Below are 26,192 nucleotides of genomic sequence, written 5' to 3' on the forward strand. Positions count from 1 at the left end.
GCCGTGCAGACCCAACGCGACCACGTCCACGCCCACACCTTCATGATGGGCCGGCTCAGCTCGGCCCTCGTCGAAGGTGACCCGACCAGCGCCCGGATCCCGGGTCAACGGGCCCTGACCGGACTGATGATCGGGGTCATCCTGGTCCTGCTGATCGGCGGCGGACTCGCCGTGTACGGCTGGATCGTGCCCGGCGGTAGCAAGGCGTACCTGCAGGCAGGCGTGATCCTGGTGGAAAAGGAGACCGGGACGCGGTACGTCTACCGGGCCGGGGTGCTGTACCCGACGTCGAACCTGACCTCCGCCCTGCTGCTGCAAGGTCCATCGGCCACCGTGAAGCTGATCTCCGGGAAGTCGCTGAAGGACCTGCCGCGCGGCCCGGAGATCGGTATCCCCGACGCGCCGCAGACCGTACCCGACGCGGCCGCCCTGGCTGCGGGCCCGTGGCTCGCCTGCCTGCCCGGCTCGGTGGTGGACCAGCCTGGCTCGCGACTCGGCGTGAACCTCGATCCGCACGCCCCGGCCACACCGCTGGCCGAGCGGACCTTCGCGGTGGTACGAGACGCGAGGGGCGGGTTGTACCTGCTCGCCGACTTCTACAAGTTTCCGGTGCAGGACGACTCGGTGCTGGTCGCGCTCGGTGCCACGAACGCCCGGGTGCCGATGGCACCGACGGAGTGGCTCGACTGGCTGCCGACCGGAGTCACCCTGGGGCCGGCGAAGATCCCCGACGCTGGGCGCTCCGGCCCGCGGATCGGCGACCGGTCCTACCAGGTAGGCACGCTCTTCCGGCAGCGTCCGGCCGTTGGCGAGGAACAGCTCTTCGTGCTCCGTACCGACGGGCTGGCCCCGATCGACCGGATGGAGTTCGTCCTCGCCACGGTCAGCGGCGGCGACACCGCGGTGGAGCTCGACGCGGCCACCGTCGCCTCGGCCCCCCGCTCCGCTGACCGGACGCTGACCGGGCGGCTGCCCGACCTGACCGGTCATCACTGGCATGACCCGGGCGACCAGGTGCTCTGCGTACGGCAACGACCGTTCGGTGCGGACGCGGTGACCAGCGAAGTCGTCCTCACCGGACGGCACTGGGCCGCGGTCGGTGCCGACGGCGAGACCACCGTGCTGGTCGAGCCGGGGTCCGGCATGACGGTGACCCCGAGCCCCCGTACCGACGGGGGTACGGAGGTCACACTGATCTCGGACAACGGCGTGGCCCACCGGCTCGTCGGCTCGGACACGCTCGCCGCGCTCCGACTCGGTACGGCGAGCGCCGTCCCGTTCCCGAGCGAGCTGCTGGCGGCCCTGCCCCAGGGGCCCGCGCTCAGCCGTACCGGCGTCCTCAGTCTGGCAAGGGGGTAGCTGTCCATGGCATCCATCAGAGACCTGTTGCGCGGCGGACGACCCGACCCCGGTGACGTGGCGCGGCACACCGTCGGCAACGCGCTCGTCCTGCACCACCGCGACGAGATCAGCGGCGAGGCACAGGATCTCGCACTTTCGGTCGTGGCGGACGCCGACAACGACGTGGTGATTCTCGACCTCGGCAGCGGAATGTCGATCAACTCCTGGGAGTCGATGGCGGGGGTGCTGCCGCGTCGCCGTCGCGGGATCCGACTGGTCACCTGCGGGCAACGGCACGATACGGCGGCGATGGCCGGGCAGTGGCTGTCCGAGCGGCTCAACCGTACGGTCATCGCACCGGACGGCGACCTCGTCCGTGGCGCGGCGGGGGCGCTGTTCGTCCATTCCAAACCTGGTAGCGGCTGGGTACGCTTCCGCCCCGGTAAGCCACCGGCCTGGGAATCCAAACGCTATCCGACCCCGTCGTGGGACGCTGCCGCGACCGAACGCCGGCCGTCCAGTTCGACGGGGGAGATCGAGCCGCTGCCCGGCGGGGTGTGGATCCACGATGTGCGCGTCCCGCAGGTCACCGACGAGCACCGCCGTCGCCTCGTCGTCGACGTGCCGTGCCAGCCGGAGACGATGACCGTGCTTCTGGGCTGCCCGGGTACCGCGCCGTTGGCACTCGACGACGTCGTCAGGTTCTGGCGTGAGCTGGACGTGGAGAGTCAACTCCGTACCCGTTTCGTCCGGTACGGCGACGTGCGGATGCCGGCCGGTGAAACGTTCGGCCAGACCCTCGCCGATCTGCTGGGCACCAACGTCGTCTGCTACACGGGAGTCCCGATCGGTGCTCCCGGCAAGGTCGAGATCCGGACCGTACGCGCCGACGGCGTGCTCGGCTGGCCACCGTTCGCTCTGGAGCTCGGCTACGTACCGCGGGCGCATCCGAACTCACGCGCCCGCCGTCCTGTCGTGCTGAGCCACCGCGGACCGCTACCCGACGCCGAGGAGATCAGTCCCCGGGTCTACTGGTACGCGCCGGACGCCGTCGTCGAGGTGGTCGAGGCCGGGCTGTGGATCCGCCCGGTGGACGAGCCGGGCAACGCGGAACGGATCCGAGGATCGGCGCTCGACCCGGAGAGCGCGACGATGGTGTTCGACGACACCGAGGCGGGTCAGGCGGCCCGGATGCGTGAGCTGGCCGAGGATCTGACCGCTCGGGTCGACGGGAACCTGGGCCAGATCACCGACCTGGTGGCGGCGTCCGTGCTGGTGCCGGAGCTCCGGCCGGCCGGCCGCGCCCACGCGGTCCTCACCTCGGCGCCGGACCGGCCAGGCGATCGGCACCCGAGCGGCGCGGAACCTACCGTGATCACGCCCCGGCCGCACCCGATCTCGGTGACCACCGTGGTCGCGATCGCACAGCCGCCGGCACCTGCGATCGCGCGGACGGAGCCAGCGGCCGAAGCCGCTTTGGGCGCCGCGCCGTCGGTGGCGGAGGCCGCCCTGGGTTCCGCGCCGTCGGTGGCGCAAGCCTCCCTGGGATCCGCGCCGACTTTACGGCTCCCCCGGCCGATGCCGGAGTCGCTCGTTGCCTCGTCCGCCCTGCCGGCCGAGGGGCGTGTCGGGCCGGGCGCCCCGTCAGCGATCGGGCCGGTCGCCGACGAGTCCGGCGCGCCGCGACCTGACGTGCCGGGCCAGCCGCCGGGAACCCCGTCGATTGACCTTCCCCCGCCGCCCCCACCAGCTCCGATCCAGATACCGACCGAGTCGTCGATCGAGGTACCCGATCCGGGTGCCGAGCCTGCCGGGATCGACGGGTCCGCCGGGTCCGCACCGGCGCCGGATGCCGCCGGGATGGACTCGCCCGTCGCCACGGCGGTGGGGCCCGTCGACGCGAAGGAATCCGCCCCGGTGTCGGCGTCCCCCGGTGTCCGGCTGCAGCCCGTGGCGGGGGCGGACTCCGCAGCTCTGCTGCCCCGGCGCGGCATCACCGAGGAACGGGCCTGGCTGCGTCGTTCGCTGAGCCGGGACTTCGACGTCATGGCCAGCTCGGTTTCGCGGATCATGTCCGAGCACCCCGGTATGAAGTCAGCTGGTGCCGGCACCCCGGACGACGTTCTCGTCGACTCCGTCGCGGCCCGGCTGTTTCTCACTGCCCGGGGGGTGGGCGTCGACGCCGGCCTGCGTACCGGCGTGAACGGTCCGCATGTGCCGTTCGCCCGCTGCGCTGTCTCCGGGTTGTCCCGGTTGCCGTCGTTCCGTGGCAGCACCGTCGCCCGGTTGAGCCCGCTCGCCGAGGAATGGGCGATGTACCGCGAGCGGAACCTTGTCAGTGACTGGAGCTTCGTCACCATGCTGACCGCGCCCTGCGCCGCGCAGGTCGGCGACACTGATCTGCTGATCTGGTCGATGACCGCCCGCCGTACCGCGTTGTTGGAGCCGGAGGGCGACGACCACGTCGACGACCGGGTCGTCTTCCTGCCCGGCACCCACTTCAAGATTCTTGAACTGAGGGAGCCGGACGGGGGGCGTCGCGGCAGCATTCTGCTGCGCGAGCTCGGTACCAACGAGGTCGACGAGGACGGCCGCGTCGACCCGAACCGGTTGTCGCTTGACGAACTTGCCGTCACGTCGATGCGCCGCAGCATCGAGCGGTGGACCGGCACCGACGGCCGCAGGCGTGTCGGCCACGCGGCAACCGGCCGCTTCGGCACCCTTCCCGGTCTCCTGCGGCCATCGTCTGAAGAGGGGAGGTGACCTGGCGATGAGTCGACAGGTCCTGACGGTCGGGGGCGGCCGGCCCGGCGCGCTCCCGACGATCGGCGCGGCGATCGCCCGCGCCGAGCCCGGTGCCACCATCACGGTGCACGCCGGGCGGTACGTCGAGAAGCTGGTCGTCGGCAACCGGATCACGATCGTCGCCGAACAGGGCGGCCGGGTCGAGGTCGCGGTGGAGGAGGGTAGCGTTCTCGCGGTTCACGGCGAAGGGGCCCACCTACGCGGCATCTCACTGTCGAGCGGCGACCCCAAGCTGGCTGCGGTCGACGTCTACTCCGGCGAGGCGGCGTTGGACGACTGCCGTGTCGACGGAGCTGCCTGGGTGACCCTGCTGGCCCGGCTGGAAGGTTCGCTGGCGCTTCGCCACTGCGAGATCACCTCCGCCGCAGGGGCCGGGATCGTGGTCACCGCTGCGCGCCCCAGCACGGTCGAGGACACCGTGGTCCGAGACGTCGCCACCTCCGGCATCGTGGTCAGCGACCAGGGTTCGGTGACCCTGCGCCGTTGCCGCGCGGAGCGCACGGGGGCGAACAGCATCTGTGTCAACGGCGACGGACGGATCATCGTCGAGCAGTTCGACATCGTCGGAGCCGGTAAACCCGCGCTGGTGGTGGAGCAGCGGGGCCAGGCTCGGATCAGCAGACTCCGCGTCGAGCGGAGCAGCAACGTCGATGTCTTCATCCGTGGCGAGGTCGACGTGCTCGTCACCCACTCCCATTTCACCGGCGCGGCCCTGCAGTCCGTTCACATAGCCGGTGGCGCCGCACCGAGGTTCGAGCACTGTTCGTTCGGCCCGGCGGGACGAAGCGCCGCGCATGTCACCGGCGAGGCCAGACCCGTGTTCAAGGACTGCATCTTCGCCGAGTCCCCGGTCGGCGTGACCGTCGAGTCGAACAGCGCGCCGAGCTTCGAGACCATGACGGTCCGGGGCAGCAGTGAGCACGCAGTGGTCGTCGCGGACGGAGCGTCGATGACCGTGCACCGGCTACACGCCACCGTTGCCGCTGGCGTCGGACTGCTGGTACGTGACGGAGCCGAGGTCAACGGCGTGGACCTCACGATCGACGCCAGCGGCGCCAACGCCCTCGAGCTTCGCGAGTCGGCTCGGGCGACGATCCGCGAGGCACGCTTCACCAGTACGGCGTCCAGCGCTGTGGCGGTCGGTTCCTCGTGCGTTCTCTCCCTGCAGTCGGCCGAGCTGCGCGGCGCGGGACTGCAGGTGACCGGCAGCGGCGATCTGCGGCTGCGCGACACCGAGCTGGTGGACGCCAGCGGCGATGGTCTGTCGGTGGGTGCGGCCGGCACGGTGACCGCGAGCCAGGTCCGGGTGCGCGGTGCCCGTCGGGCGGGGATCCGGCTCGAACGCGGTTCCGAAGGCAGCTTCACTGATTGCGAGGTACTGGACAGCGGCGCGGCCGGGATCGAGGTGGAGACCGCCGACCCGGTGTCGATCACCCGGTGTGTGGTTCGCGGCAGCGGCGACGAGGATCTCCGCCGGGTCGCCGATGCGCAGGTGGCCGTGATGTCGCTGACCACGGACGGGGCGGCCAGGGCCATGGCTGACGTCTCGCTGGCGACGCCCCCGGCCGGGAACGCCGCCGAACGGTCGGCCGACCCGGCCGACCCGGCCGGGGAGGAACGGGCGACGGCGGGGGAGCTGAGCGGACCGCTCCGCGAGCTCAACGGGTTGATCGGCCTGCGCGGGGTGAAGCAGGAGGTCAACGCGCTGATCAATTTGATCCGGATGGCGCAGGTCCGGCAACAGATGGGCCTGCCGATGCCGCCGATGAGTCGGCACTTGGTCTTCGCCGGCCCACCCGGCACCGGCAAGACCACGGTCGCCCGACTATACGGCTCGGTCCTGGCGGAGCTGGGCATCCTCGCCAAGGGGCACATGATCGAGGCGGCCAGGGCGGATCTGGTCGGCCAGTACATCGGCTCGACGGCGATCAAGACCACCGAGCTGGTGACGAAGGCGATCGGCGGTGTGCTCTTCATCGACGAGGCGTACACCTTGTCGGCCGGCTCTGGCGGCTCCGGCCCGGACTTCGGCCAGGAGGCCATCGACGCTCTGATGAAGATCATGGAGGACCACCGTGACGATCTGGTGGTGATCGTCGCGGGGTACTCGGAACTCATGGAGAGCTTCCTCGCCTCGAACCCTGGGCTTGCTTCCCGGTTCACCCGGACGATCGAGTTCCCGAACTACTCGGTCGAGGAACTGGTCACCATCACCTCGAACCTGTGCCGCAAGCACTACTACGAACTGACCGACGACGCGATCGACGCCCTGACAACGTACTTCGAGCGGGTGCCGAGGAACGCCACGTTCGGCAACGGCCGAGTCGCCCGCAAACTCTTCGAGGCGATGATCAACAATCAGGCGTCCCGGCTCGCCACGACGCCGCCGACGAAGGACACCGAACTCAACCGGCTGGTCGCCGACGACCTCGCCGCCGAGCTGCAACTGCTGGAGGAGCTGCCGGTCGAGCAGCGCAAGCCGGCCGACGCGAGCAGCGACCCGGCCGGTGCCATCGACGGATCTCATACCTGGCGGCGGATCTGCGGCCTGGTCGGCGCCTCCGAGGTCCGCGACGCGGTCGGCGCGACCCTGCTGCGTCTCTGCGAACTGCGCAACCGTCGCCGGTCGCCGGGGCGGCACGGCAACGTCCTGCTCGCCGGCCCGCCCGGCAGCGGCCGCAGCGAGATCGCCCGCCACTACGCCGCCGGGCTGTCCGAGTTGGGTCTGGTGCCGGTCGGACACCTGGTACGGGTGTCCACCGCCGACCAGCTGGCACCGCAATGGCCCGGACAGGCGATGAGTCTGGCTGAGGCCGCGCTGCACGACGCCGCCGGGGGCACGCTGGTGGTCGACTATTTCGACGACGGCCAGGAGACCGTCGAGTCGCTGGTCGCGCAGCTGCGGTCCAGCCTCGGCGACCCTGTGGTGGTCCTGCTCGGTGAACCGTCGGCGCTGGCCCGCCTCGGCGCGGCGCTGCCCGGCCTCGCCGACGTGTTCGGTGAACGGTGGACGATCCCCGAGTACGACGTCGCCGAACTCGCCGAGATCGTCGTACGGCACCTCGTGCGACACGGACACCACGTCCCCGAGGACGTACGGGCCGCGCTGACCGGGCTCGTCGAACGACTTCCGGACCGTACGGTCCACGCCGCCCACCAGCTCTCGCGAGCACTGACCCGGGCCACCGGGTCCCGTACCCTCGCGCTGGCCGACCTGCACGGACTGGCCGCCCGTCACCACCCGGACGCCCTGAGCGCCCGCCGTTCCGGCGGCCTCGCGGCGGTCGGCTGAGAGGAGTCGTCATGTCGGAACCGCAGCAGCAGCGGCCCACCCTCGAGGAAATGGTCGCGGCGGGCCGGGCATTCGAGCAGCGAATGCGCGCCGCGCAGGCCGAGCTCGGGCAGGCCCTCGTGACCGGTCGTTCCGTCGACGGCACGGTCGTGGTGCTGGCCAGCGGCCTCGGCCAGGTCAAAGCGGTCCGGGTCAGCCCGGCGGTCTTCGACAGGCGTGACCTGACCGGTCTGCAGGATGCGATCGTCCAGTCGATCAGGGCCGCCGGAGCGAACGCCGCCGCGCTCGCGGGGGAAATGATGGGCGCGATCGAGATCAACGTGCACTGACCGGGTGGGGCCTTGCCGGCCCGCCGGTCCCGATCATCGCAGCCGGCTGGTCGCCGCGCGCTGCGAGGAAGAGACAGCCGAGTGGACGTCGTTGGCTCTCTGCGCGGGCAGCCGTCGGTCACGGTATTCCGGCACACCGTCGGAAATGCTCTGGTTCTGCATGCCAGGGAACGGATCAGTTCGTCGGCTCGCGCGGTGGCGATGGCAATCGCCGACGACCCCGACAACGAGATCGTCGTCCTCGACCTGCACGACGATCTTCCGGTGGGAATCTGGAAGGCGGTGGCCGCGACGCTGCGGTGGCGTCGACGCGGTATCCGACTCGTGGTCTGCGGCACGAACCAGGACACCGCCGCTCTCGCCGCCCAGTGGCTTTGCGACCGGCTGCGCCGTACGGTCGTCACCCCGCACGGGCGTGTGTTCCGGGGGTCGGACGGTACCCTTTTCGCCCATTCGGGGCAGGCCAGCGGTTGGGTGCGCTACCGACCCGGACGTCCACCGATGAGGGAGTCGAAGCGGCATCCCGCCCCGCCCTGGGACGACGGTGCCGCCGAGTTCTCGACGACCAGCGCGGTCGGCGCGGCCGAGCCCATCCCCGCCGGGGTGTGGCTTCGGGACACCCGGGACCCGCTCGTGGTCAGCGAGCGCTGGCGATGGCTGGTCGCCTCGGTGCCCTGTCAGCGGCAGACGATGACCGTGGTCCTGGGCTGTCCCGGCACCCCGCCCCTGGCCCTCGACGACATTGCCCGCTTCTGGCGCGGGCTCGCGCCCACTCACCGACCGTACGCGCGGTTCGTCCAGTACGGCCCGGTCCAGGTCCCCGTCGGCGAGCCGATCGGCCAACGGCTGGCCGACCTGCTGGAGACACCGGTCGCGTGCTTCACCGGCATACCTGTGGGCCGACCGGAACGGCGTCAGATGCACACGGTGACCCGGGACGGCCGGCTCGGCTGGCGACTGCTCGTCCACGAACTCGGCTACCGTCCACGGAGCCGACCGGCCGGGCCGGCCGCGCCGGCGCGCATCCTGTACCACGAGGCGCCAGCGCTGCTCGGCACCCCCGTCGGTCCCCGCACGTTCCGGTACGCGGACGACGCGGTCGTGGAGGTCGTCCAGTCCGGGCTCTGGATCCGCGCCACCGACGAGCCACGGCACGCCGGCCGGATCCGTGCCCGCCCAGCCGACCCGGCGAGTCACGCCCTGATCGTCGACGACGCCGACCCGTCCCGGGTCGCCCGTCTACGCGAACTCGCCGAGGACCTGGCCGCCCGGCTGGATCCGGCCACCCGCGCCCGCAGCGCGCTCCAACTCGCCTCGGCCGTAGCGGTGAGCGGGCGCGGCCCCGCCGCCGTGGTCGATGAGGACGGGCTCACCTACCGCTTCACCACGGCGGATCTCGCCTTGAACGAGACCGAAACCGCTGCACTACCGGTCGAGACGACCGCCCCGACGACCCTCGGCGCCACCCTGCTCGGTTCCGGGTCGGCTCGTCCGGCCGGTGGACGGCTGAGTCCGACCGCGCCGGCCAGCGGCCGGACCGCGCCGGAGCCGGCAAACTCGGCGACGCCGCAACCGGCGGGCTCGGCGGTGCCGATGGTCGCCCGCAACAGCCCACGACCCGCCGTCCGCAGGACCGCTGGCAGCGGGCCGGGCGGCACCGTCGACACGCCGCTCTGGACCCAGACCAGCTCCGGCGACGCTCCCACCCGGACCGTCGTCGCGGCGCCCGTGCTCCGCCTCCCACCCCCGGTTCCCGTCGAATCCGCCGCCGACGGCAGGTCTCCGGCGACCACGGAACCGGCAGCGACGGCGGCGCGCCCGGACGGTGACATCGCCGGTGCGCCGCCTCGGAGGGGTGACGCCGGCGCGGTGCCGCCCGGGCCGGCCGGTACCGACGCTGTCGCGTCGAGCGGGACGGCCACCGACGCCCGGCCCGCGGTGCTGTTCCAGACAACTCCGGCACCGCAGGCGCGGGGCCTGCCCACCGCGCGTGGCCTCGACGTCGAACGGACCTGGCTCCGCGAACGCTTCGGCCCGCAGTTCGACGCCGCCGCCAGCACGGTCGCCCGGATCCTGTCCGAACACCCCCGGCTGAACCCGGACGACGACTCGCTGACCGACGCGGTCGCCGTACGTCTGTATCTGTCCGGGTACGGGATCGACGTGGACGACGCCCTGCGGAAGGGAGACAGCGGCGGGGCGGTCTCGTTCGCACGCTGCGTCGCCGCTGGAGTCGGCCGGTTGCCGTCGCACCGGGGCGCGACCTGCGCCACGGCCACGCTCACCGGGGACGCCTTCGCCGAGATACGGGCCAGGAGTGTGCTGACGAACTGGGCGTTCACGCACGCGTTGGTCGAGCCGCCGGTGTCACTGCCCGGCGCGGTGGACGTGCTGCTCTGGTCGATGACGGCCCGCCGTACCCAACTGTTGGAGCCGGCGGACGACCAGCGGGTCGAGGCCCGGGTGCTCTTCCTGCCCGGCACCCGCTTCAAGGTGCTGGAGGCGACGGAGCCGATCGATGCCGAACCCGGCCGCGTACTGCTGCGGGAACTGTCTGCCGACGAGCCGACCCGCGAGCGCGGACCGTTCGACGATCTCGCGCTGAACTCCCTGTACCGCAGCGTCGAGCAGTGGGCGACCGCCGGTCGCCGGACACCGGTCGGAGCCGCCGGCGCCCGGTTCGCCATCCTGCCAGGAACGATCTGATCCCGGCCGATATGATCCGTTCAGGACGGTGCCCGGTCAGGTCGGCCGGGCAGCTGCGGGCGCGCGGCGCAGGTGCGCCGTGAGTGCACCTACGGCCGCCGCCCGACGTGGTGCAGGATGCGTTTCGCCAAGATTGGCTTAATACCTGATATACCGGAGGTAGACGACACTGTCCGGTCGCCGCACGGTCGCGACCAGGTTGAAAGAGGCGTTGTGGACACTGCGTACCGGGTGAGCCCGCTGAGCTCGACCGATCCCGAGCGGTTGGACGGCTACCTGCTCGTCGGTCGACTCGGCGTGGGTGGAATGGGTGTCGTGTACCTTGCCGAGCGTGACGACGGCACCTACGTGGCGGTCAAGTTGATCCACGCCGCCCTCGCGTCCGATCTGGAATTCATCGGCCGGTTCCGCAGCGAAGTCGACCGTGCCCGGCAGGTGCCTCCGTTCTGCACCGCCGAGTTCGTCGACGCCAACCTCGACCACGACCCGCCGTACCTGGTCGTCGAATACGTCGACGGGCCGAGCCTGGAGGAAGTGGTCCTCGAACGCGGGCCGATGCAGGGCGGAGCCCTGCACTCGCTGGCGGTGGGGGTCGCGACCGCGCTGGCTGGCATCCACGGCGCTGGCGTCGTCCACCGCGACCTCAAACCGGACAACGTCCTGCTGCCGCCAGGCAGCCCCAAGGTGATCGACTTCGGCATCGCCCGGCCGACCGACGCGACCAGCGCGCACACTCGACCGGACGTCATGGTCGGCACGGTGGCGTACATGGCACCCGAACGATTCTCTGGGGAACCGGGCACCCCGGTGACCGCGGCGGCGGACATCTTCGCGTGGGGTTGCGTGATCGCCTACGCCGGCACGGGACGTACACCGTTCCACGGCGACTCCCCATCCGCGACAGCGGGGCGCATCCTGACCCAGCCGCCGAACCTCGACGGGATACCCGCCTCGTTGCGGGAGCCGTTGTCACGCGCGCTGTCGAAGGATCCGGTCGACCGGCCGACAGCCCAGGAACTCATCGCCATGCTTCTGGACCGGTCGCCCGAACCGGAGCCGCCGGCCGCCGGTGAGCGCGACACCGCGCCGGAAACCTCCCCGGTGCCGGCGCGTCGGCCGACCGGCCGCCGGCGAGTGACGGTCGGTGCGTTGGTCGCCGCAGCGGCGGTCGCGATGGCGGTGGCGGTGGCGAACTACGCGGCGGAAGGTACCGACGCCCGCCGGCAGACAGCCACCACACCACAGACCAGCCACCCGGTGCCCCCCACCCCGACCGCCCCGGCCTCCGCAGCCAGCGGGGCCAGCGCGGCGGCGACGACAGGTGCCCCGTACCCCTCAGCCGTCTCCAGCCAACAGCCCGCGCCGCCCGGCCGGACGCCCGACACCCGGCCCCAGGGCGGCCAGGCCACGGCCTCGGAGAAACCACCGCCGGCCGGCGCCGCCGTACCGGCCGCCGCGAACCCGACCGGCCGTAACCTGGCTCTCGGTCGACCGGTCACCGCCTCCAGCGCCGAGGGCGCCGTGCAGGCGGCGGCCAACGCCGTCGACGGTGATCTCGCCACCAGGTGGGGCAGCGCCTTCAGCGACGTCCAGTGGTTGACGGTGGACCTGGGCGGCCAGTGGCAGATCCACGAGATCGTCCTCCGTTGGGAGAGGTCGTACGCCGTCAGCTACCGCGTCGAGGTGTCCCTCGACGGAGACAGCTGGACGACGGTGTACAGCACAGCCAGCGGCCAGGGCGGTGACGCCGTGATCGCTGCCGAAGGGACGCCCGGTCGTTTCGTCCGGATGTACGCGACCCGACGCTCCGGTCACTACGGCTACTCGTTGTACGAAGTGGAGGTACGCTGAACGGCCACGTCACATCATGTCGAGCTGGCCGTCCGGGGCCCGTCCCGGACTCGGCTCGACGCCGTACCCGGCGAGCCGGCGCTCGACCCGACCAAGATCCCAGCGGGCACCCAGCGCTGTGTACAGCCGCACAGCCGCACCGCCGGTCGTCGCCGCTTCGTGCGGGCGCCGGTTCGCCGCCAGCAGCACGGCGGCGTCCTCCAGGCTCGCGGCCTGCTCCGTCACCAAGCCCAACTCGCCGTAGCGGGTCGCGGCGGCCAGGGCGGGCTCCGGATCGTTCGTGATCATCGCCCGGCAGCGCTCGGCGGCCCGGTGCGCCCGGGCCGGTCGCACCTCGCGGAGCGCCTCGTCGGCGCAGATCGCCGCCGCCCCCTCCGCGATGTCCCGCCGGTCCAACTCCAGCGCGAGCCGGGTCAGCTCCGGCAGCCACTGGTGCCGCATCGCCAGCGGCGCGTGGTCCGGCGACAGCAGCGGACTCAGCGTCCGTAGCGCCTCGTCCGGCCGGCCCCGCGTCTCGGCGAGACACCCCTGGGCGACGAGCAGGAAACCATCGGTTGTTCGGTCAGCGTCGCCGGTGGTCAGGGCATCGGCCGCGTCGAGGTGGCCGGCGGCGAGCACCGCGTCGCCACGATGGGCAGCGATGAGCGCGGCCAGGCCGTGCAACAACGTGGCCGCCGATCGCGGGTCTCGCATGCCCAACAAGGTGTAGCGAGGAACGTCGTCGGTGACCGCGCTGATCTCGGCCAGCGCGTCGTCCCAGCGACCGGTCCAGAAACGCAGCACCGCCGAGGCCGTGTGCAGGTCGGTGGGCAACCGGTGCCGGTAGGCGAAGAGACGACCCTCCCGCAGCGTCCGCTCGGCCTCCGGTAGCCGGTCCAGGTTGTGCAGGGTGAAGGCGCGATTGTCGAGCAGGTCGAGATACAGCCCGCCGAAGGACGGATTGTCGCGCATGATGTCCAACGCCCGGTCGGCGAACTCCAGCGCCCGTTCGTGGTCACGGCGCACGGAGTTCGTCAGCCACCCGGTCTGCAGCGCCGCAGCCGCGTCGTACGGCCGCCCGGCGGCGAGTGCTTCGGCGTGCGCCGCCCCGGCTCGCCGATCGGCCTGGTGCAGGTCGTCCAGGCTGCCCCTGCGGAGCTCGACCAGCAGCGCCCAGTGCCGGGTACGCCAGAACTCGGGCACCGTACGGTCGGACAGCGTCTTCCGGACGATGCCGATCGCCGACGACACACCACCCCGCCGGTGGACCATCGTGGCGAGGAGGTGACGCATCTCGGCGCGCTCCGCCGGATCGGTCGCCAGACCGGCCGCCTCCCGGGCCTCGTCGACCGGGCAGTGATCCTCGGCGAACTCCAGCCGCACCAGGGCGATCAGCAACGGCGTGCGGTGTATCGGGTCGGTGGCACCGGTGTCCAGTGCCCGTCGGATCAGCTCACCGGCGAGTCGGGGAGCGCGGCGGGCCAGTTCGGCGCAGTGGTCGACCAGCCAGGACACCGTCCACTCGTCGGCCACCGACGGCACCGCCGCGAGCTGTGCGGCCACCCGCGTCGCCGGACCCGCGCCCCGGTCCAGAACCTCGGCGATGTGTCGGTGCAGCATCGCCCGCGCCGGTGCCGGGATGCTGTCGTACAACACCCGACGCAGAGCGGAGTATCGGAAGGCCAGAGTCGTGTCGTCGCTGACGACGACGTTCGCGGCGATCGCCTCTTCCAGGCTGGGGACAAGGTCGACCGCGGACTCCCCGCTCACCTCGGCCAGGTCGTCCACCGAGAAACGGGTACCGAGCATGGCGGCCGTCCGCAGGACGTCCTGAGCACGCGGTGACAGGAGATCCACCGAACTCCGTACCACGGCGAGCAGGGGCCGCGGCAAATCGACGGGAGCGGAGTCGGGGATGTCGGCCACCCCGTCGGCCACCTGGACCACACCCCGCCGGAGCAACGCGCTGGTCATCTCGCGGGCGTAGAAGGGATTACCGGCCGAGGTAGAGATCGCCTCGGCCAGGTTCGGCCCGAGCGGAGCACCCACCAGACGTACCGCGAGCTGCTCGACCACCCCGGGTGGTAGGGCATCCAGCCGGAGCACCTGCCCCCGCCGGGAGCCCACCGCGCGGCGCAGCTGGGCCAGGGCCGTACCGCCGGGCTCCAGCCGTGCCACGGCCACCAACAGCAACGGTAACCGTCGGGTGGCGGCGACCAACCGGTTCCAGAACGGCTCGCCGACCGAGTCGGCCGACTGGAGGTCGTCAACGACCAGCACGACGGGCGCGACGGCGCAGGCGGCGCGTACCTGCGCCAACACCCGATCGGACGTGACGGGGGCATCGTCGACGGCATTGTCGTCGTCGGCCACATCGAGGTGTGGTCCGTCGGGCCGGGCGGCCCGGAGGTGTCCGGTGGTCAGCGGCCGTAACGCCCGGGCCACCGCCTGCAACGGCGCGTCCCGGTCCAGCTCCCGGGTGCCGCCCCAGGCGACCTGACAGCCCCGATCGTCCAGATCGGCCGTCGCGGCTCTGACCAGCGCGGTCTTGCCCACGCCCGGTTCACCTTCGACCCAGAGCACGTCGCCCTGACCGTCGGCGAGCGCGTCGAACAGGGCCCGCAGCTGGTCGAGCTCGTCGGCTCGGCCGACGAGCGACCCCGCCTGAGTGCGGCCGATGGTCGACCCCGCCTGCGGTCCGACCCCGGACGCTTCCACGAATCCCCACTGAGCGAGGCGAGGCGTCGACCAGGTCGGTGAGCGCAACGCGACGGGCGACGTCGATCGAGAGGTTGCGGTCGTGTGGGATCGCCGCGTCGACACCGGGTCGTTCCGACGGATCGCAGCCGCCGGAGCGCGCCGCACCTGACCGTACAGTCCGTTCAGGGCACTGCCCGGCTCGACTCCCAGCTCGGTACGGAGGATGTGCCGGGCTACCCGATAGGCCTCGATCGCCTCGGCCCGCCGGCCGCCGCGATGCAGAGCGAGCACCAGCAACTCGTGCAGGGGTTCATGCAGCGGGTGGTCGCGTACCAGCCCGGTCAACTCGGCCACCACCCGGTCGTCGCGCAGCTCGATCAGCATCCGGGCACGCCGACCGATGGCGTCGAGCCGCTGCCGCACGAGCCGGACCCGATCGAGGTCCAGCCGGTGACCGGTGAGCCCCTCGTACGGCTCGCCGTGCCACAGCGCCAACGCCTCGTCGAGGGCGGCCACGGCGGCGGCGAGATCCCCTGCCGCACGCCGCCGCGCCGACTCGGCGCACGCCGCCGCGAACCGTTCGCTGTCCAGATCCGCCCGGCGCAGAGCGAGCGCGTACCCCGCCGATCCGAGCGTCAGGGCGTCGCGCCCAAGACTGCGACGAAGACCGGACACATACGTGTAGACGTTGCCGGTCGCGGTCGTCGGCGGCGCCTCGTCCCAGACCGTTGCGACCAGCTCGTCCCGCCTGACCGCGCGTCCAGCGACGACGAGCGCCGCGAAGACCTGCCGCTGCCGGGTCGGTCCGAGGTGCAGTTCGTGTCCGCCGCGCCAGGCCCGGACCGGGCCGAGGACCGACACCCGCAGCCGGTCGTCCGGTGTTGTCTGCACGGACCCTCCATCGTGAGAGGTCAGAGGTTACCTCCGGTCGACCCGCCGGCATCTGTCAGCTAGGGGAGTTCCCACCGTCGAGCGCCGTCGAGCGGGGCAGGTGCGGCTCGGTCGCCTGTCCCGGCAGGTGCGGACGCACCCGGGCGAGCAACACCCGTAGCCGGTGCATCCACTCCGGCGTGATTCGGCGTTCTCGCAACGCGGTGTGGGCGATCTCCGCAGCGGACTCGAACTCGCCCCGCCGTTCGTGGGTGTGCGCCGCAACCCAGTGCATCTCGCCACGCAGGTCCGGGTCGGATGTCCGGGCGGCGACCCAGCCGGCCTCCGCCGTGGCAACCTGCTGCTGACGTAGCAGCATCCGGGCCAGCCAGGCGGTGAGACGAAGCCGCTGAGCCGGGTCGAGAGCGTGCTGGGCATGGGCCTGGCGCAACACGGCGATCGCAGTCGCCGGGGCACGGTCCACGAGCGCCTCGACGTTCTCGACCAGCCAGGCGCCCGCCCGGCCGACCAGCGGCACCTCGCCGACGAGCAACTGCGCCACGACCTGCTCGACCGGCGCGCGGGCCGCGACGAGCCGCTCCGCGTAGGAGCGGTGCAGGGTGATCCGCAGGGCCACCGGGGTGGCCTCGTGCAGGGTCCGGGCCACGATTCGGTGCCGGAAGACGAGCCGGTCGCCCTCGACTGCGAGGACCTCGTCGGCCAGCGCCGGCGCGAGCGTCCGGTCGAGATCGTCGGGGGTACGGCCGGTGACCGCACCGAGCTCGGCCGGGGTGGCGCCCGCTGGTTGGGTGCCGGGTGCCCGCAACTCGTACGCGCTCAGGAAGGCGATCGCCCGCAACGACCGCCGGGTCTCCTCGGTGAACGGGGCGAGATGTGCCTCGATCATGGCTGACAACGCGTCGAACGACGACGTGGCGGCGGTACCCGCAGCGAGTTGTCGCAGGTAGCCGGGGTGGCCACCGGCCTCGGCGAGGATCCATGTCAGATGCTCGGCCTCGGGCGGTTGCGGTGCCGAGGCACGGACGACGGCGGTTGCCGCCGTGACGTCCAACGGTGTCAGCCGTACGACCTCGTCGACGGACGGCACGGTCCGGTCCGACGCACCGGGCCGGACCGTCGCCACCAACAGCAGCGGCAGCTCGGCGACGCGTCCGCTGAGCTCGGCCCAGACCCGCAGCGTCGCAGGATCGGACCAGTGCAGGTCGTCGATGACGAGCCCGAGTGGCGTCGCCCGCGCGGCCTGGCATACCAGGTCCACCACCTCGGCGACGGCCTGGCCGGGAACCTGGTGCGCGCTGGCGGGGAAACGGTCGATCAGGCGGCGGGTGGAGTCCTCGCCCAGCACGGATTCAAGGCATTCAGCTAAGGTACCTAGTGGACTGGATCGGGTGACCTCGTCGCCGACCGCCCATCCGACACGGTAGTGCCCCGGTGCGGCAGCGGACATGGCCGTCGCGAGCAGTGCCGATTTGCCCAGACCAGGCGCGCCGCTGACCAGGACGCTGCGTCCGCGTCCCAGGGCCGCCTCCGCCGTGGCCCGGCGCAGGCGACACAGCTCGGCATCCCGGCCGACGAGGGCTGCCCCGCCGGACCTGGTTGTCGTCGCTGTTCCGTCAGCTGTCCCGGCGACGGGTCGTGCGCCGGCGGGCGCTCCGGCGTCCTGGCCCTGCCCCGGGCCGTGGCTGCTCGTCTGCCGTACGTCGGCCAGCATCACCCGAAGGTGCGCCCGGTCGGGGTACGCCTCGACGAGGCGTCGCAGGACCGCCGCAGCCTCCTCGTGCCGGCCTTGCCCGACCAGCAGGGCGGCGTACCGTTCGGTGGTGGCGAACCGCAGTTCGGCCAGCCGCACCCGCTGGGCCTCGGCGAACGGCCCGGGTACCCCGGTCAGGGCCTCGCCGTGCCACAGGCCGAGCGCGGACTCCACGGTAGCCAACTCGGCGACGGTGTTCCCGTCGGCCCGATGCCGCCGGGCGGCCTCCCGCAGCGTCTCGAAGCGGATGGCGTCGACCGCCTCCGGGGGCAGATGTAACTGGTAGGTTCCTCCGCCCGAGCTGAGGATCTGCCCACCGGCCCACCGGCCCCGGTCCGGCTCCAACATGTGCCGCAACGCCGAGACATAGGTGTAGATGTTGCCGATCGCGCTGGCCGGTGCGTCCTCACCCCACAGCGCGGCGACGAGCTGCTCCCGGGAAACGCGGTGCCCGGTCCGCAGGGCGAGTACGCACAGCACGGCCGTCCGCCGCGCCGACCCCAGGGGCAGGTCGGCTCCGTCGCGCTCGACCCGTACGGGGCCTAACAGGTGAAGACGCACGTTCGTGTTTTCGATCGACACCGTTGCCCTCATCCACCGCTCCGAGAAACGGTCCCCGCCTCCGACGTACCCGCTCCCGGCGCCGGTGACCCGGATCGGAGCAGGTCGGCCACGCCGCACCCGGCCCTCCTGCGGGAACCACCCGGGTCAAGTCTGCCTCGCGCTGCCGTCGACGTTCGGGCGGGGCTGCCCGGTGGCGGACCCGGTGGGCGCTGTCCGTCGGCGGACCGGTGCCACGGACGGCAGTCCGGGCAGATCGCACCGGAGTCCGGGGCAGCCGCCCGATCGGAGCCTTCCCTTGCCGCCGTCGCGTTGATGGACTCGACCGGTGCCGGCCCGTCCTCCTGCCACGCCGAACCCGTTCGTGGGTGAGCTGCTGCTCATGCTCGCCGGTGAGGGGCGGCTCGTGCTGGACGCGGCGCGGGCCGACGAGGCGATAGCCGGACTGGAACGCACCCTCTCCGAGGTCCGGGCGCGGCTCCGTCTCATCCGGATCTGGCAGTGCGCCCCTGCCGGACAGGTCGACGATCTCCCCGATGACGTTGGCCGAGACGTTGTCGAGGCCGTATTCGCCGATCAACTCGCGCCCGGTCGGCTGGAGCTCGCCGTAGTTGAGATCCCCAAGTACATCGAGGCACTTCGCCGGGCACGGGGGGAACCGCCGCCACCGGCAGGCGACACTACACCTTCCTAGCCGGACCTTCCTGGCCGGGCCGACCTCGGCGAGCGGATCTTCACATCGACGGTTTCCGCTGGAGATCGGTGTGGAGATTCTCTGAAGACCCGCTGCGCAGACTCCGTGCTGACCGACGACGACGGGAGGCATCGGTGGAGTGTGTCAAGCTGATCCTGCAGGCATCCGAACCGCTCAGTCACGCAGGACTCGCCAGTTTCCTGCGCTGCTGCCCGGAGGTCGAGCTGCTACCGGCCGAGGAGCGGGCCGGGGCGCAGGTTGTCGTGTTCGCCTGTGAGCAGCTCACAGTGGACGTGGTGGCGATGCTGCGCCGTACGGCAGTGGTGACGCGTCTGCCGGTGGTTCTCGTGCTCCGTGAGATCACCGAGAGTGAGTTGCTGATAGCGGTGGAGTGTCGGGTGGTCTCCATCCTGCCCAGAGCGGCGGTCACCCGGGAGCGTCTGGTACACAGTGTGCTGACGGCGGCCAACGGCGGCGGAGTCATGCCGTCGAATCTCGTCGGGGAACTGCTCAAGCACATTGAGCGACTGCAACGCGAGGTCCTCGCCCCGAATGGGCTCAACGCCGCCGGCCTGACGCCACGCGAGGTCGACGTGTTGCGGTTGATGGCGGACGGGCTCGACACCAACGAGATCGCCGGAAAGCTCTGTTACTCCGAGCGCACGGTCAAGAACGTGATCTACGGCGTCACGCATCGGCTCAAACTGCGGAACCGCTCACATGCCGTCGCCTACGCGCTGCGAGCCGGGCTGATCTGAGTCTGTGCGCCTGCGGCGGCACCTCGCGTGTGATGGGGAACGTCGTGGACAGGGCACCGCCGGCCGAGGTCACCGGCGGTGCCACGCTCCGGACCGCTGCGGCCATCGGGCGGGGGGAACATTTCCGCGACTGCTGAAACCAGGTGCCCCCGCCGCACGTCTTGGATACGTCGGTCGACACGGAATGGTTGACCGGGACCGGCGTTGGCGTGCCGGCACGAGCCCCGCCGCCGGTCGGCGATGACCGAATGAGGGTGACGACATCTTGACGAGTCAACGGATCGCGGGTCTGGGCATCGCTGTGATGGCCGGTGCCCTGACCGCCTGTACGACGACCGAACCGACCAGTGACGGGGCGACCGGCCCGGGGCCGATGTCGGCCGCCCCCGCCCCGGCCTCCGGCGTCGCGGCCACCAGCGCGGCACCGACCCCGCAGCCGACGGCGACCGGCCTGCCCGAGGTGCTGTCCGGCACCCGGCAGGTGACCATTGTGCGGGTGGGCAGCTTCGAAAGCGGGCTGTCGATGACCGACGACGGCAGGTTGGCCGAGGTCGACGGCGACGAGGGTCGGCAAGTGTTCGTGCCGATCCCGATGCAGGGACGGCTGTTCCTCATCGAGTCGTACCGGGGCGTGGGTGATGGCCCCGGCATCGGTGAGCCGGTCTGCTGGCGGGTGCGCAACCCGGGCGACGGCCAGCCGTTGTCGGTCGAGGGCGCGGAGTGCGACGCCGGGGACCCCCGGCAGCGGTTCGAGATCGTCGCCGCCGATACTGACACCGACGACACCTTCATGATCAGCAACAGCTCGGCGTACCTGCGTACCTCGGCGCGGTCCGGGCTGATCCTGGAGGAGCAGGGCGACGGTTCGCCGGCGCCGGACGGTTTCCGGTTCAACGACAACGGGCCGGCACCGACGAGGTGACCGGTGGAGGCTTGACGGATGCGTGACGCCGACGAGTTCGACGCCTTCTACGCGGCGTCGTCCAAGCGGGTGCTCGGCCACCTGTACGTGGTGCTCGGCAACCGGTCCGACGCGGAGGACGCGGTCGCCGAGGCGTACGCCCGCGCGTGGGACCGGTGGGCGTCCGTGCGCGACTGTGACAGCCCTGAAGCCTGGGTACGCACGGTCGCGTACCGCATCGCGGTGAGCTCGTGGCGCAAGGCGGTGAACCGGTGGAAGGCCCACCGTCGGGACACCGCTGGCGCCCAGCCGGTCGACGGCGTGTCGGTCGACCACGTCGCGCTGGTGGCGGCGTTGCGGCAGATCACCGTCGACCAGCGCCGGGTCGTCGTGCTGCACTACCTGGCCGGGCTCAGCGTCGCCGAAGTCGCTGCGGAGACCGGCACCAACGTCAACACCGTCAAGACCTGGCTGGCCCGGGGCCGCAAGGCCCTCGCCGCGCAGTTGGCCGACGGCGATCAGCAGACCACCGGCGACGGGAGGAGCTATGCGGTCTGAGCCCAATCCCGAGCGGGTGCTGCGGGACATGGCCGAGCACGCCGGGCGGGCCGGTCGGCTCGCCCCCGCCGCCGACATCCGCCGCCGGGGCGACACGCTGCGCCGTCGCCGGCAGGCCGCCACCGCTGTGTTCGGTGTGGTACTGATCGGTGCGTTCGGTGCCGGTGTCGCCGCCGTCCAGGCCAACCGGGCCGCGCCGCCGCTGCCGGTCGGCCCGGCCGGCCCCACCCCGACCGCGACCCCGGGGGCACCGACCGGTTCACCGTCCGCCTCGCCGACCGGCCCGGCGTCCGACGACGGTTCCGACCCGACAGTCGGTAAGCCGCCCGGGGACGACCCGTTGCTGTCCGGGCAGCGGCAGGTGGCGATCGTGCGTACGGACGGCTTCGAGTCGGCGGTGTCGCTGCTCGACGAGGGCCGGCTCGGTGAGGTCGACGGGGTCGAGGGCCGGCGGTTGTTCGTGATCGAGCCGCTCGACGAGGACAGCTACCGGATCCGGACAGCGGACCCGGACCCGGACCAGGACGGATCGGACACTTGTTGGCAGGTGGGGTCGGCCGGGTCCGCACCACTCACCGTGGGCGCGGCGGTCTGCGCGGCCGACGAACCACGCCAACGGTTCGAGATCACCGTCGTGCAGGCGCCGGGCGAGGATGCGTACGCGATCAGCAGCAGCGCCGCCTACCTGCAGTACTCCAGCACCCGGGGGCTGATCCTCGAAGAGCTGGGTAATGCGACGTTGACGACGTTCTTCCGATTTGTCGACAACGGTGCGGCGCCGGGCTGACCGGGCTCGCCCCGGCTGGCGCGGCTGACCGACCGTGCCGGCCGGAGCGGGGCAGGCCGCCGGAATGCCGGGCACCCCCCGGCGGTTGTATCCGGTACGCCCGCAAGACTGCCCCGCCCAATCGGCGGATGCGACACCGGTCGGCGGGGCGATTTTCCGACCGAGCATCTGTTCTGTCCCGTTCGCGGGGTCCGATGCCCGTCTGGTGGCGGCGTCCGGATCCCCCGTACCCCTCGGAACGGAGTCTTCTGATGAACACGATCTTCCGTAAGTCTGCGCTGTCCGTTGCTGGTCTGCTCGTCGCCGGTGGTGTGGTGGCCGGCCCCGCCGTCGCGGCCCAGGCCGCCCCGTCGGGCGCGTCGGGAAACGTCGCCGCGGCGTCGACCGCCGACCGTGGCGGCGAGCACGGCGACCGTACCGGCGGCGACCGGGTGCTGAACACCCGCTACGAGCGGCAGCCGAACTTCTACTACTGCGGGCCGGCCGCGACCCGGATCGCGCTGACCGCCCAGGGCCACGAGCTGTCGCAGGACGAGGTCGCCGAGAAGCTGGGCACCACCGAGGCCGGCACCGACTCGGCCGAGGACACCACCCGGGTGCTCAACGAGCTCACCGGCGACGACAAGTACCGGACCACCGCGATCGAGGCGTCCAAGGCGAGCCAGGCGCAGATCGACCAGTTGCGCGACGACGTGCGGGCGACCGTGGACGACGGCCGAGCCGTGGTGGCCAACATCATCGGTACGGTGAGCGACATCGACGGCCGGACCCACTCGTACCCGGGCGGGCACTACGTGACCGTGGTCGGCTACGGCGAGGGCGGCGACGCTGTCAAGATCGCCGACCCGGCCTTCCTGGGCGCCGAACACTACTGGGTGAGCACCGAGACCCTGGCGCACTGGATCGCCACGCGCGGCTACTCGCACTGACGTCCTGACCTCGCCCTGACCATGTTGGCCGGGTCTGCCGCGTACGCGGCAGACCCGGCCAACGGTCGTCACCGGCTGGCCTTGATCCGCTGCGGTTCATCGACCCGACACGCCGTCGCCAGTCCAATGAACCGCAGCGGATCACTGCTGCGGTGGCGGGCTGAGTCTGCGCCGGACGTGGCCCATGCCCATCGCGGTCCGGTCACCGAAGCCGGCGTAGCTGGCGAACGCCGCCAGGGCGTCCACCGCCCGCCGCGCGTCGCCGGGCACCCCCGACGCCTCCGCCAACTGGAAGGTCACCGAGCCGACCGTGCCCCGGCGGAACCGGTGCTGCGGGTTACGCTGCCCCGGCTCCACCAGGTGCGTGACCATCCGCAGTTGGGCGTCGACCACCTCCAGATGGTCGACGACCGCCGGCTCCGCCGACGTCGGCAACGCCACCTCCCCGGCGAACGCGTCCCAGCGCCGGGTCAGGTTGGTGAACACCCGCTCCGCGTCCGGCCAGGGGCGCTGGCGGCGGGCACCGTCCCCGCGTCCGGTGGCGAACCCGACCGGGGTCAGCAGGTCGTACGCCCAGGTGGTGCCGGCCGGGTCGGCGCCGGTGGCCAGCTCGGCGTACGACACCGCGTGCACGGCGACGTCGACGGTGCGGTACCGGGTCTGTGCGATCTGATGCCCGGCGGCGTGGTGCAGCGCGGCGAGCACCGGGGCGGCGTACGCGTCGATCAGCAGGCCGGCCACGATCCGGCCCGGCTGCCCCGGTGCCGACGGTGGCCGGCCCTGCTCGTCGAGGACCGGGCTGAGGGTGAACGGCTTGTACCGGGGGCTGTCGTGCATGATCGCGGACAGCTCCGGGTCGACGGCGCGGACCGCTTTGAGGAACGCGGCGTAGACGGCCGGGCCGGTGTGCGGCGGCGGGACCGCCGTGGCGGCGGTCGGCACCAGGGAGACGACGATCTGGGTGGGCATCGGGCCGGCGTACCCTCTCGGTCTGGTGTGGTCGGTGGATGCCCCCCCACTCAAGCAGACCGGCGCCAACGGGCCGGGGGATCCGCTGCCCCACCCGGTCGGGGTCGGGCAGCGGATCGGGTCCGGATTCGGTCCGAGTTCGGGTTCGCTCAGGACGCGGTGCAGCTCAGATCGGTCGGCGTGGTGCCGGGACCGGAGCCGACGAAGCCGACCGTGGTGGCGGCGTCCGGCGCGAGGGCCCCGTTGTACGGCTCGTTGCGTACCGTGTTCACCCCGCCGGACGTGGTCAACCGGCCGTTCCACAGCGACCCGATCGACGTACCGCTCGGGTTGGTCCAGGTGAGCGTCCAGCCGGAGATCGCCGAGGTGCCGGTGTTGCGCACCTCGATGCCGCCCTGGAAGCCGCCCTGCCAGCTGCTGGTCACCGTGTAGGTGGCGGTGCAGCCGCCGTCGCCGGGGCCGCCGTCGTCGGCCGCGGTGGTGACCGTTCGCGCCGGTGAGGCCGGTGAGACGTTGCCGGCCGCGTCGCGGGCCCGGACCGTGAACGTGTAGCTGGTCTCGGGGGTCAGGCCGGCGGCGGTGTACGTGGTGCCGGAGACCGTGGCGACCGGGGTGGCCGGGCCGCCGGCGGTGGACCGCAGCACCTGGTACGAGGTGACGCCGACGTTGTCGGTCGACGCCGCCCAGGTCAACGTCACTGAGTCGGCGGTGACGTCGCTCGCGGTCGGCTGGCCGGGGGCGGTCGGCGCGGTCACGTCGTCGTCCCCGCCGCCGTCGCTGTAGCGCTGCGCGAGGCTGATCCCGGTGGTGGAGCCGGCCCCGCCGAGCGGCACCTGGTGGTCGAGGCTGACGAACTTGCCGTCGTGCTGCCACAGTGCCGGCTTGAGCACCTGGTTGTACTTGACCTCGTCCCAGCTGGTCCAGTCGTCGAGCAGCAGGCCGCCGGTGTCACCGGAGTTGGGGTTCAGCGACCAGAACGTGTGGTGGATGCCGTAGTCGATCATCAGGTCGCGCAGGGCGTGCAGCCACTTGTCCTGCCGGGCGTCCTGGCCGTACCGGCCGCCCCACTCGCCGATCAGCAGCGGCGCGGTGTCGTCCTCGTGGATGTAGAGCCAGTTGGGCCGCCACACGTCCTCGGTCAGCGACGCCTTGTCGAACTCGCCCTGGAACCACGGCTGCTCGTAGACCAGCGGGCCGTAGTCGTGCGGGGAGTAGACCAGCTGGTCCTGGTTGGTGCCCAGGTCGACCGGGTGCTCGGCGACGCCCCGCAGGTTGCCGCCCCACCAGTTGTAGAAGTAGTTCGGGCTGAGGTCCGGGTTGGTGTTGGGGGAGTCCCAGTCGGCGTGCGGGCGCGGGTAGACCTCGATACCTTCGCAGAGGATCAGCAGGTCGGGGTTGATCGCCAGGATCCGCCGGCCGGCGGTCTCGCAGGCGTGCTTGAAGTTGTCCTGGTCGGTCGAGGAGTCCCACTTGGCCCGCTGCGGGTCGTTCGGCGTGCCGTGCGGCTCGTTCTTGACGTCCATCGCGACGATCGTGTCGTTGTCGCGGTAGCGCGCGGTCACCCACTCCCAGCCCTGGTAGAAGTCCTCGACGGTGATCGAGCCCTTCCACCAGACCGGGTAGAGGTGGCCGGAGTTGTCGGCTTCGGCGCTGTGCACGTCCAGCATGACCTTCAGGCCGTACTTTTCGCACAGGTCGAGCCAGTAGTCGAAGATCTGCAGGTTGTTCAGCCCGTCGAGCTCCGGGTTGACGTACGCGTTGATGTTGGGCCGGGCCAGCGGCTGGCCGGCCTTCCACTCCAGCAGCAGCTGGGTCGAGATCGGCACCCGGACGATGTTGACGCCACGCTGCGCCATCGCGCGGGTGACCGCCTCGATGTTGGCCGACCACAGGCCGTGGAAGACCCGTTCGGTGGCGTTGTAGCCGAACCAGTTGGCCCCGGTGAGCCACACCTGGTTGCCGGCCTCGTCGACGATCGTGTTCCCGTCGGTGTGCAGCCAGTCGTTCTCCGGCGCGGCCTGGGCGGCCGCGGCCGCGGCTGATGTGGTGGCTGTGGCTGATGTGGTGGCTGACGTGTCGGTGCGGGCAGCCGGTGGGGCGGCGGCTGCCGTGGCGGGGGTGGTCGGGACGGCGGCGACCGCTCCGAGCAGCAGGCCGGCCGCCATTGTGGCGGCCCACCGTGTCCGTATCGACGGCATGTAGAGGTTCTCCTGTCGTGGGTTGGGCGATCGTGGGAGCGCTTCCATCGACAGAGATTACGACGTACCAAGGTCGTAATGGAAGGACGTGGTCCCGGCGGGCGTACCGCTGGGCCCGTCCGGGCTGTTGCAGATCCATTGACTTCCATTTTGTGGCTCCCGTAGAGTTGCAACGACGGCCTTCGATAGCGAC

The 26,192-nt window shown here is 71.7% G+C and carries 16 protein-coding genes; 12 read left to right on the forward strand and 4 right to left on the reverse strand.

The features are described 5' to 3' along the window. Positions 1-3: 3 nt before the first annotated feature. The 6 genes from eccB (at position 4) to O7608_RS15795 (ending at position 12,324) form a co-directional block, all read left to right on the forward strand. Positions 4-1,359 (forward strand): type VII secretion protein EccB, encoded by a 1,356-nt coding sequence (eccB, locus tag O7608_RS15770; RefSeq protein ID WP_289210688.1) that lies wholly within the window; start codon positions 4-6, stop codon positions 1,357-1,359. Positions 1,360-1,365: 6 nt separating this feature from the next. Further along, positions 1,366-4,104 carry a hypothetical protein gene (locus O7608_RS15775; RefSeq protein WP_289210689.1) on the forward strand — a complete coding sequence of 913 codons (2,739 nt, stop codon included), beginning with the start codon at positions 1,366-1,368 and terminating at the stop codon, positions 4,102-4,104. 7 nt (positions 4,105-4,111) lie between these two features. After that, on the forward strand, positions 4,112-7,438 hold the full coding sequence (locus O7608_RS15780; RefSeq protein ID WP_289210690.1) for a right-handed parallel beta-helix repeat-containing protein: 3,327 nt from the start codon (positions 4,112-4,114) through the stop codon (positions 7,436-7,438). Positions 7,439-7,449: 11 nt separating this feature from the next. Then, a complete protein-coding gene (locus O7608_RS15785; protein ID WP_289210691.1) occupies positions 7,450-7,767 on the forward strand; it encodes a YbaB/EbfC family nucleoid-associated protein in 318 nt (105 codons plus the stop codon). Positions 7,768-7,962: 195 nt separating this feature from the next. Continuing rightward, positions 7,963-10,473 (forward strand): hypothetical protein, encoded by a 2,511-nt coding sequence (locus O7608_RS15790; RefSeq protein WP_502959203.1) that lies wholly within the window; start codon positions 7,963-7,965, stop codon positions 10,471-10,473. A gap of 213 nt (positions 10,474-10,686) precedes the next feature. Then, positions 10,687-12,324, forward strand: a complete 1,638-nt coding sequence (locus O7608_RS15795; protein WP_289210692.1) for a serine/threonine protein kinase — start codon at positions 10,687-10,689, stop codon at positions 12,322-12,324. A gap of 9 nt (positions 12,325-12,333) precedes the next feature. Here the strand turns inward: O7608_RS15795 and O7608_RS15800 are convergent, their stop codons facing one another. Together O7608_RS15800 and O7608_RS15805 are read right to left on the reverse strand one after the other, a co-directional pair. Beyond that, entirely contained in the window at positions 12,334-15,894 is a 3,561-nt protein-coding gene (locus O7608_RS15800) for an ATP-binding protein (RefSeq protein ID WP_289210693.1), read from the reverse strand. A 55-nt stretch (positions 15,895-15,949) separates the two neighbouring features. Then, a complete protein-coding gene (locus O7608_RS15805; protein ID WP_289210694.1) occupies positions 15,950-18,205 on the reverse strand; it encodes an ATP-binding protein in 2,256 nt (751 codons plus the stop codon). Positions 18,206-18,569: 364 nt separating this feature from the next. Between O7608_RS15805 and O7608_RS15810 the strand changes: the two genes are divergently transcribed. From O7608_RS15810 to O7608_RS15835, 6 genes are all read left to right on the forward strand, one after another. Beyond that, complete coding sequence (locus tag O7608_RS15810) at positions 18,570-18,899, forward strand: hypothetical protein (RefSeq protein WP_502959204.1); 330 nt, start codon at positions 18,570-18,572, stop codon at positions 18,897-18,899. 134 nt (positions 18,900-19,033) lie between these two features. Next, positions 19,034-19,657, forward strand: a complete 624-nt coding sequence (locus O7608_RS15815) for a response regulator transcription factor (RefSeq protein WP_289210695.1) — start codon at positions 19,034-19,036, stop codon at positions 19,655-19,657. 265 nt (positions 19,658-19,922) lie between these two features. Beyond that, the gene (locus O7608_RS15820) at positions 19,923-20,579 is read left to right on the forward strand and encodes a hypothetical protein (RefSeq protein WP_289210696.1); all 657 of its coding nucleotides are present in this window, start codon (positions 19,923-19,925) and stop codon (positions 20,577-20,579) included. 18 nt (positions 20,580-20,597) lie between these two features. Then, entirely contained in the window at positions 20,598-21,116 is a 519-nt protein-coding gene (locus O7608_RS15825) for an RNA polymerase sigma factor (protein ID WP_289210697.1), read from the forward strand. Continuing rightward, positions 21,106-21,903: a hypothetical protein gene (locus tag O7608_RS15830; protein WP_289210698.1), complete on the forward strand. Its 798-nt coding sequence runs from the start codon at positions 21,106-21,108 to the stop codon at positions 21,901-21,903. Before O7608_RS15825 ends, O7608_RS15830 begins: the two co-directional genes overlap by 11 nt. A 251-nt stretch (positions 21,904-22,154) precedes the next feature. Beyond that, complete coding sequence (locus O7608_RS15835) at positions 22,155-22,832, forward strand: C39 family peptidase (protein WP_289210699.1); 678 nt, start codon at positions 22,155-22,157, stop codon at positions 22,830-22,832. A 141-nt stretch (positions 22,833-22,973) separates the two neighbouring features. Here the strand turns inward: O7608_RS15835 and cas6 are convergent, their stop codons facing one another. Together cas6 and O7608_RS15845 are read right to left on the reverse strand one after the other, a co-directional pair. After that, positions 22,974-23,801, reverse strand: a complete 828-nt coding sequence (cas6, locus tag O7608_RS15840; protein ID WP_289210700.1) for a CRISPR system precrRNA processing endoribonuclease RAMP protein Cas6 — start codon at positions 23,799-23,801, stop codon at positions 22,974-22,976. 149 nt (positions 23,802-23,950) lie between these two features. Beyond that, entirely contained in the window at positions 23,951-25,966 is a 2,016-nt protein-coding gene (locus O7608_RS15845; RefSeq protein ID WP_289210914.1) for a cellulase family glycosylhydrolase, read from the reverse strand. Positions 25,967-26,192: the final 226 nt, after the last annotated feature.

Source organism: Solwaraspora sp. WMMA2056 (assembly GCF_030345095.1).
Classification (GTDB): Bacteria; Actinomycetota; Actinomycetes; order Mycobacteriales; family Micromonosporaceae; genus Micromonospora_E.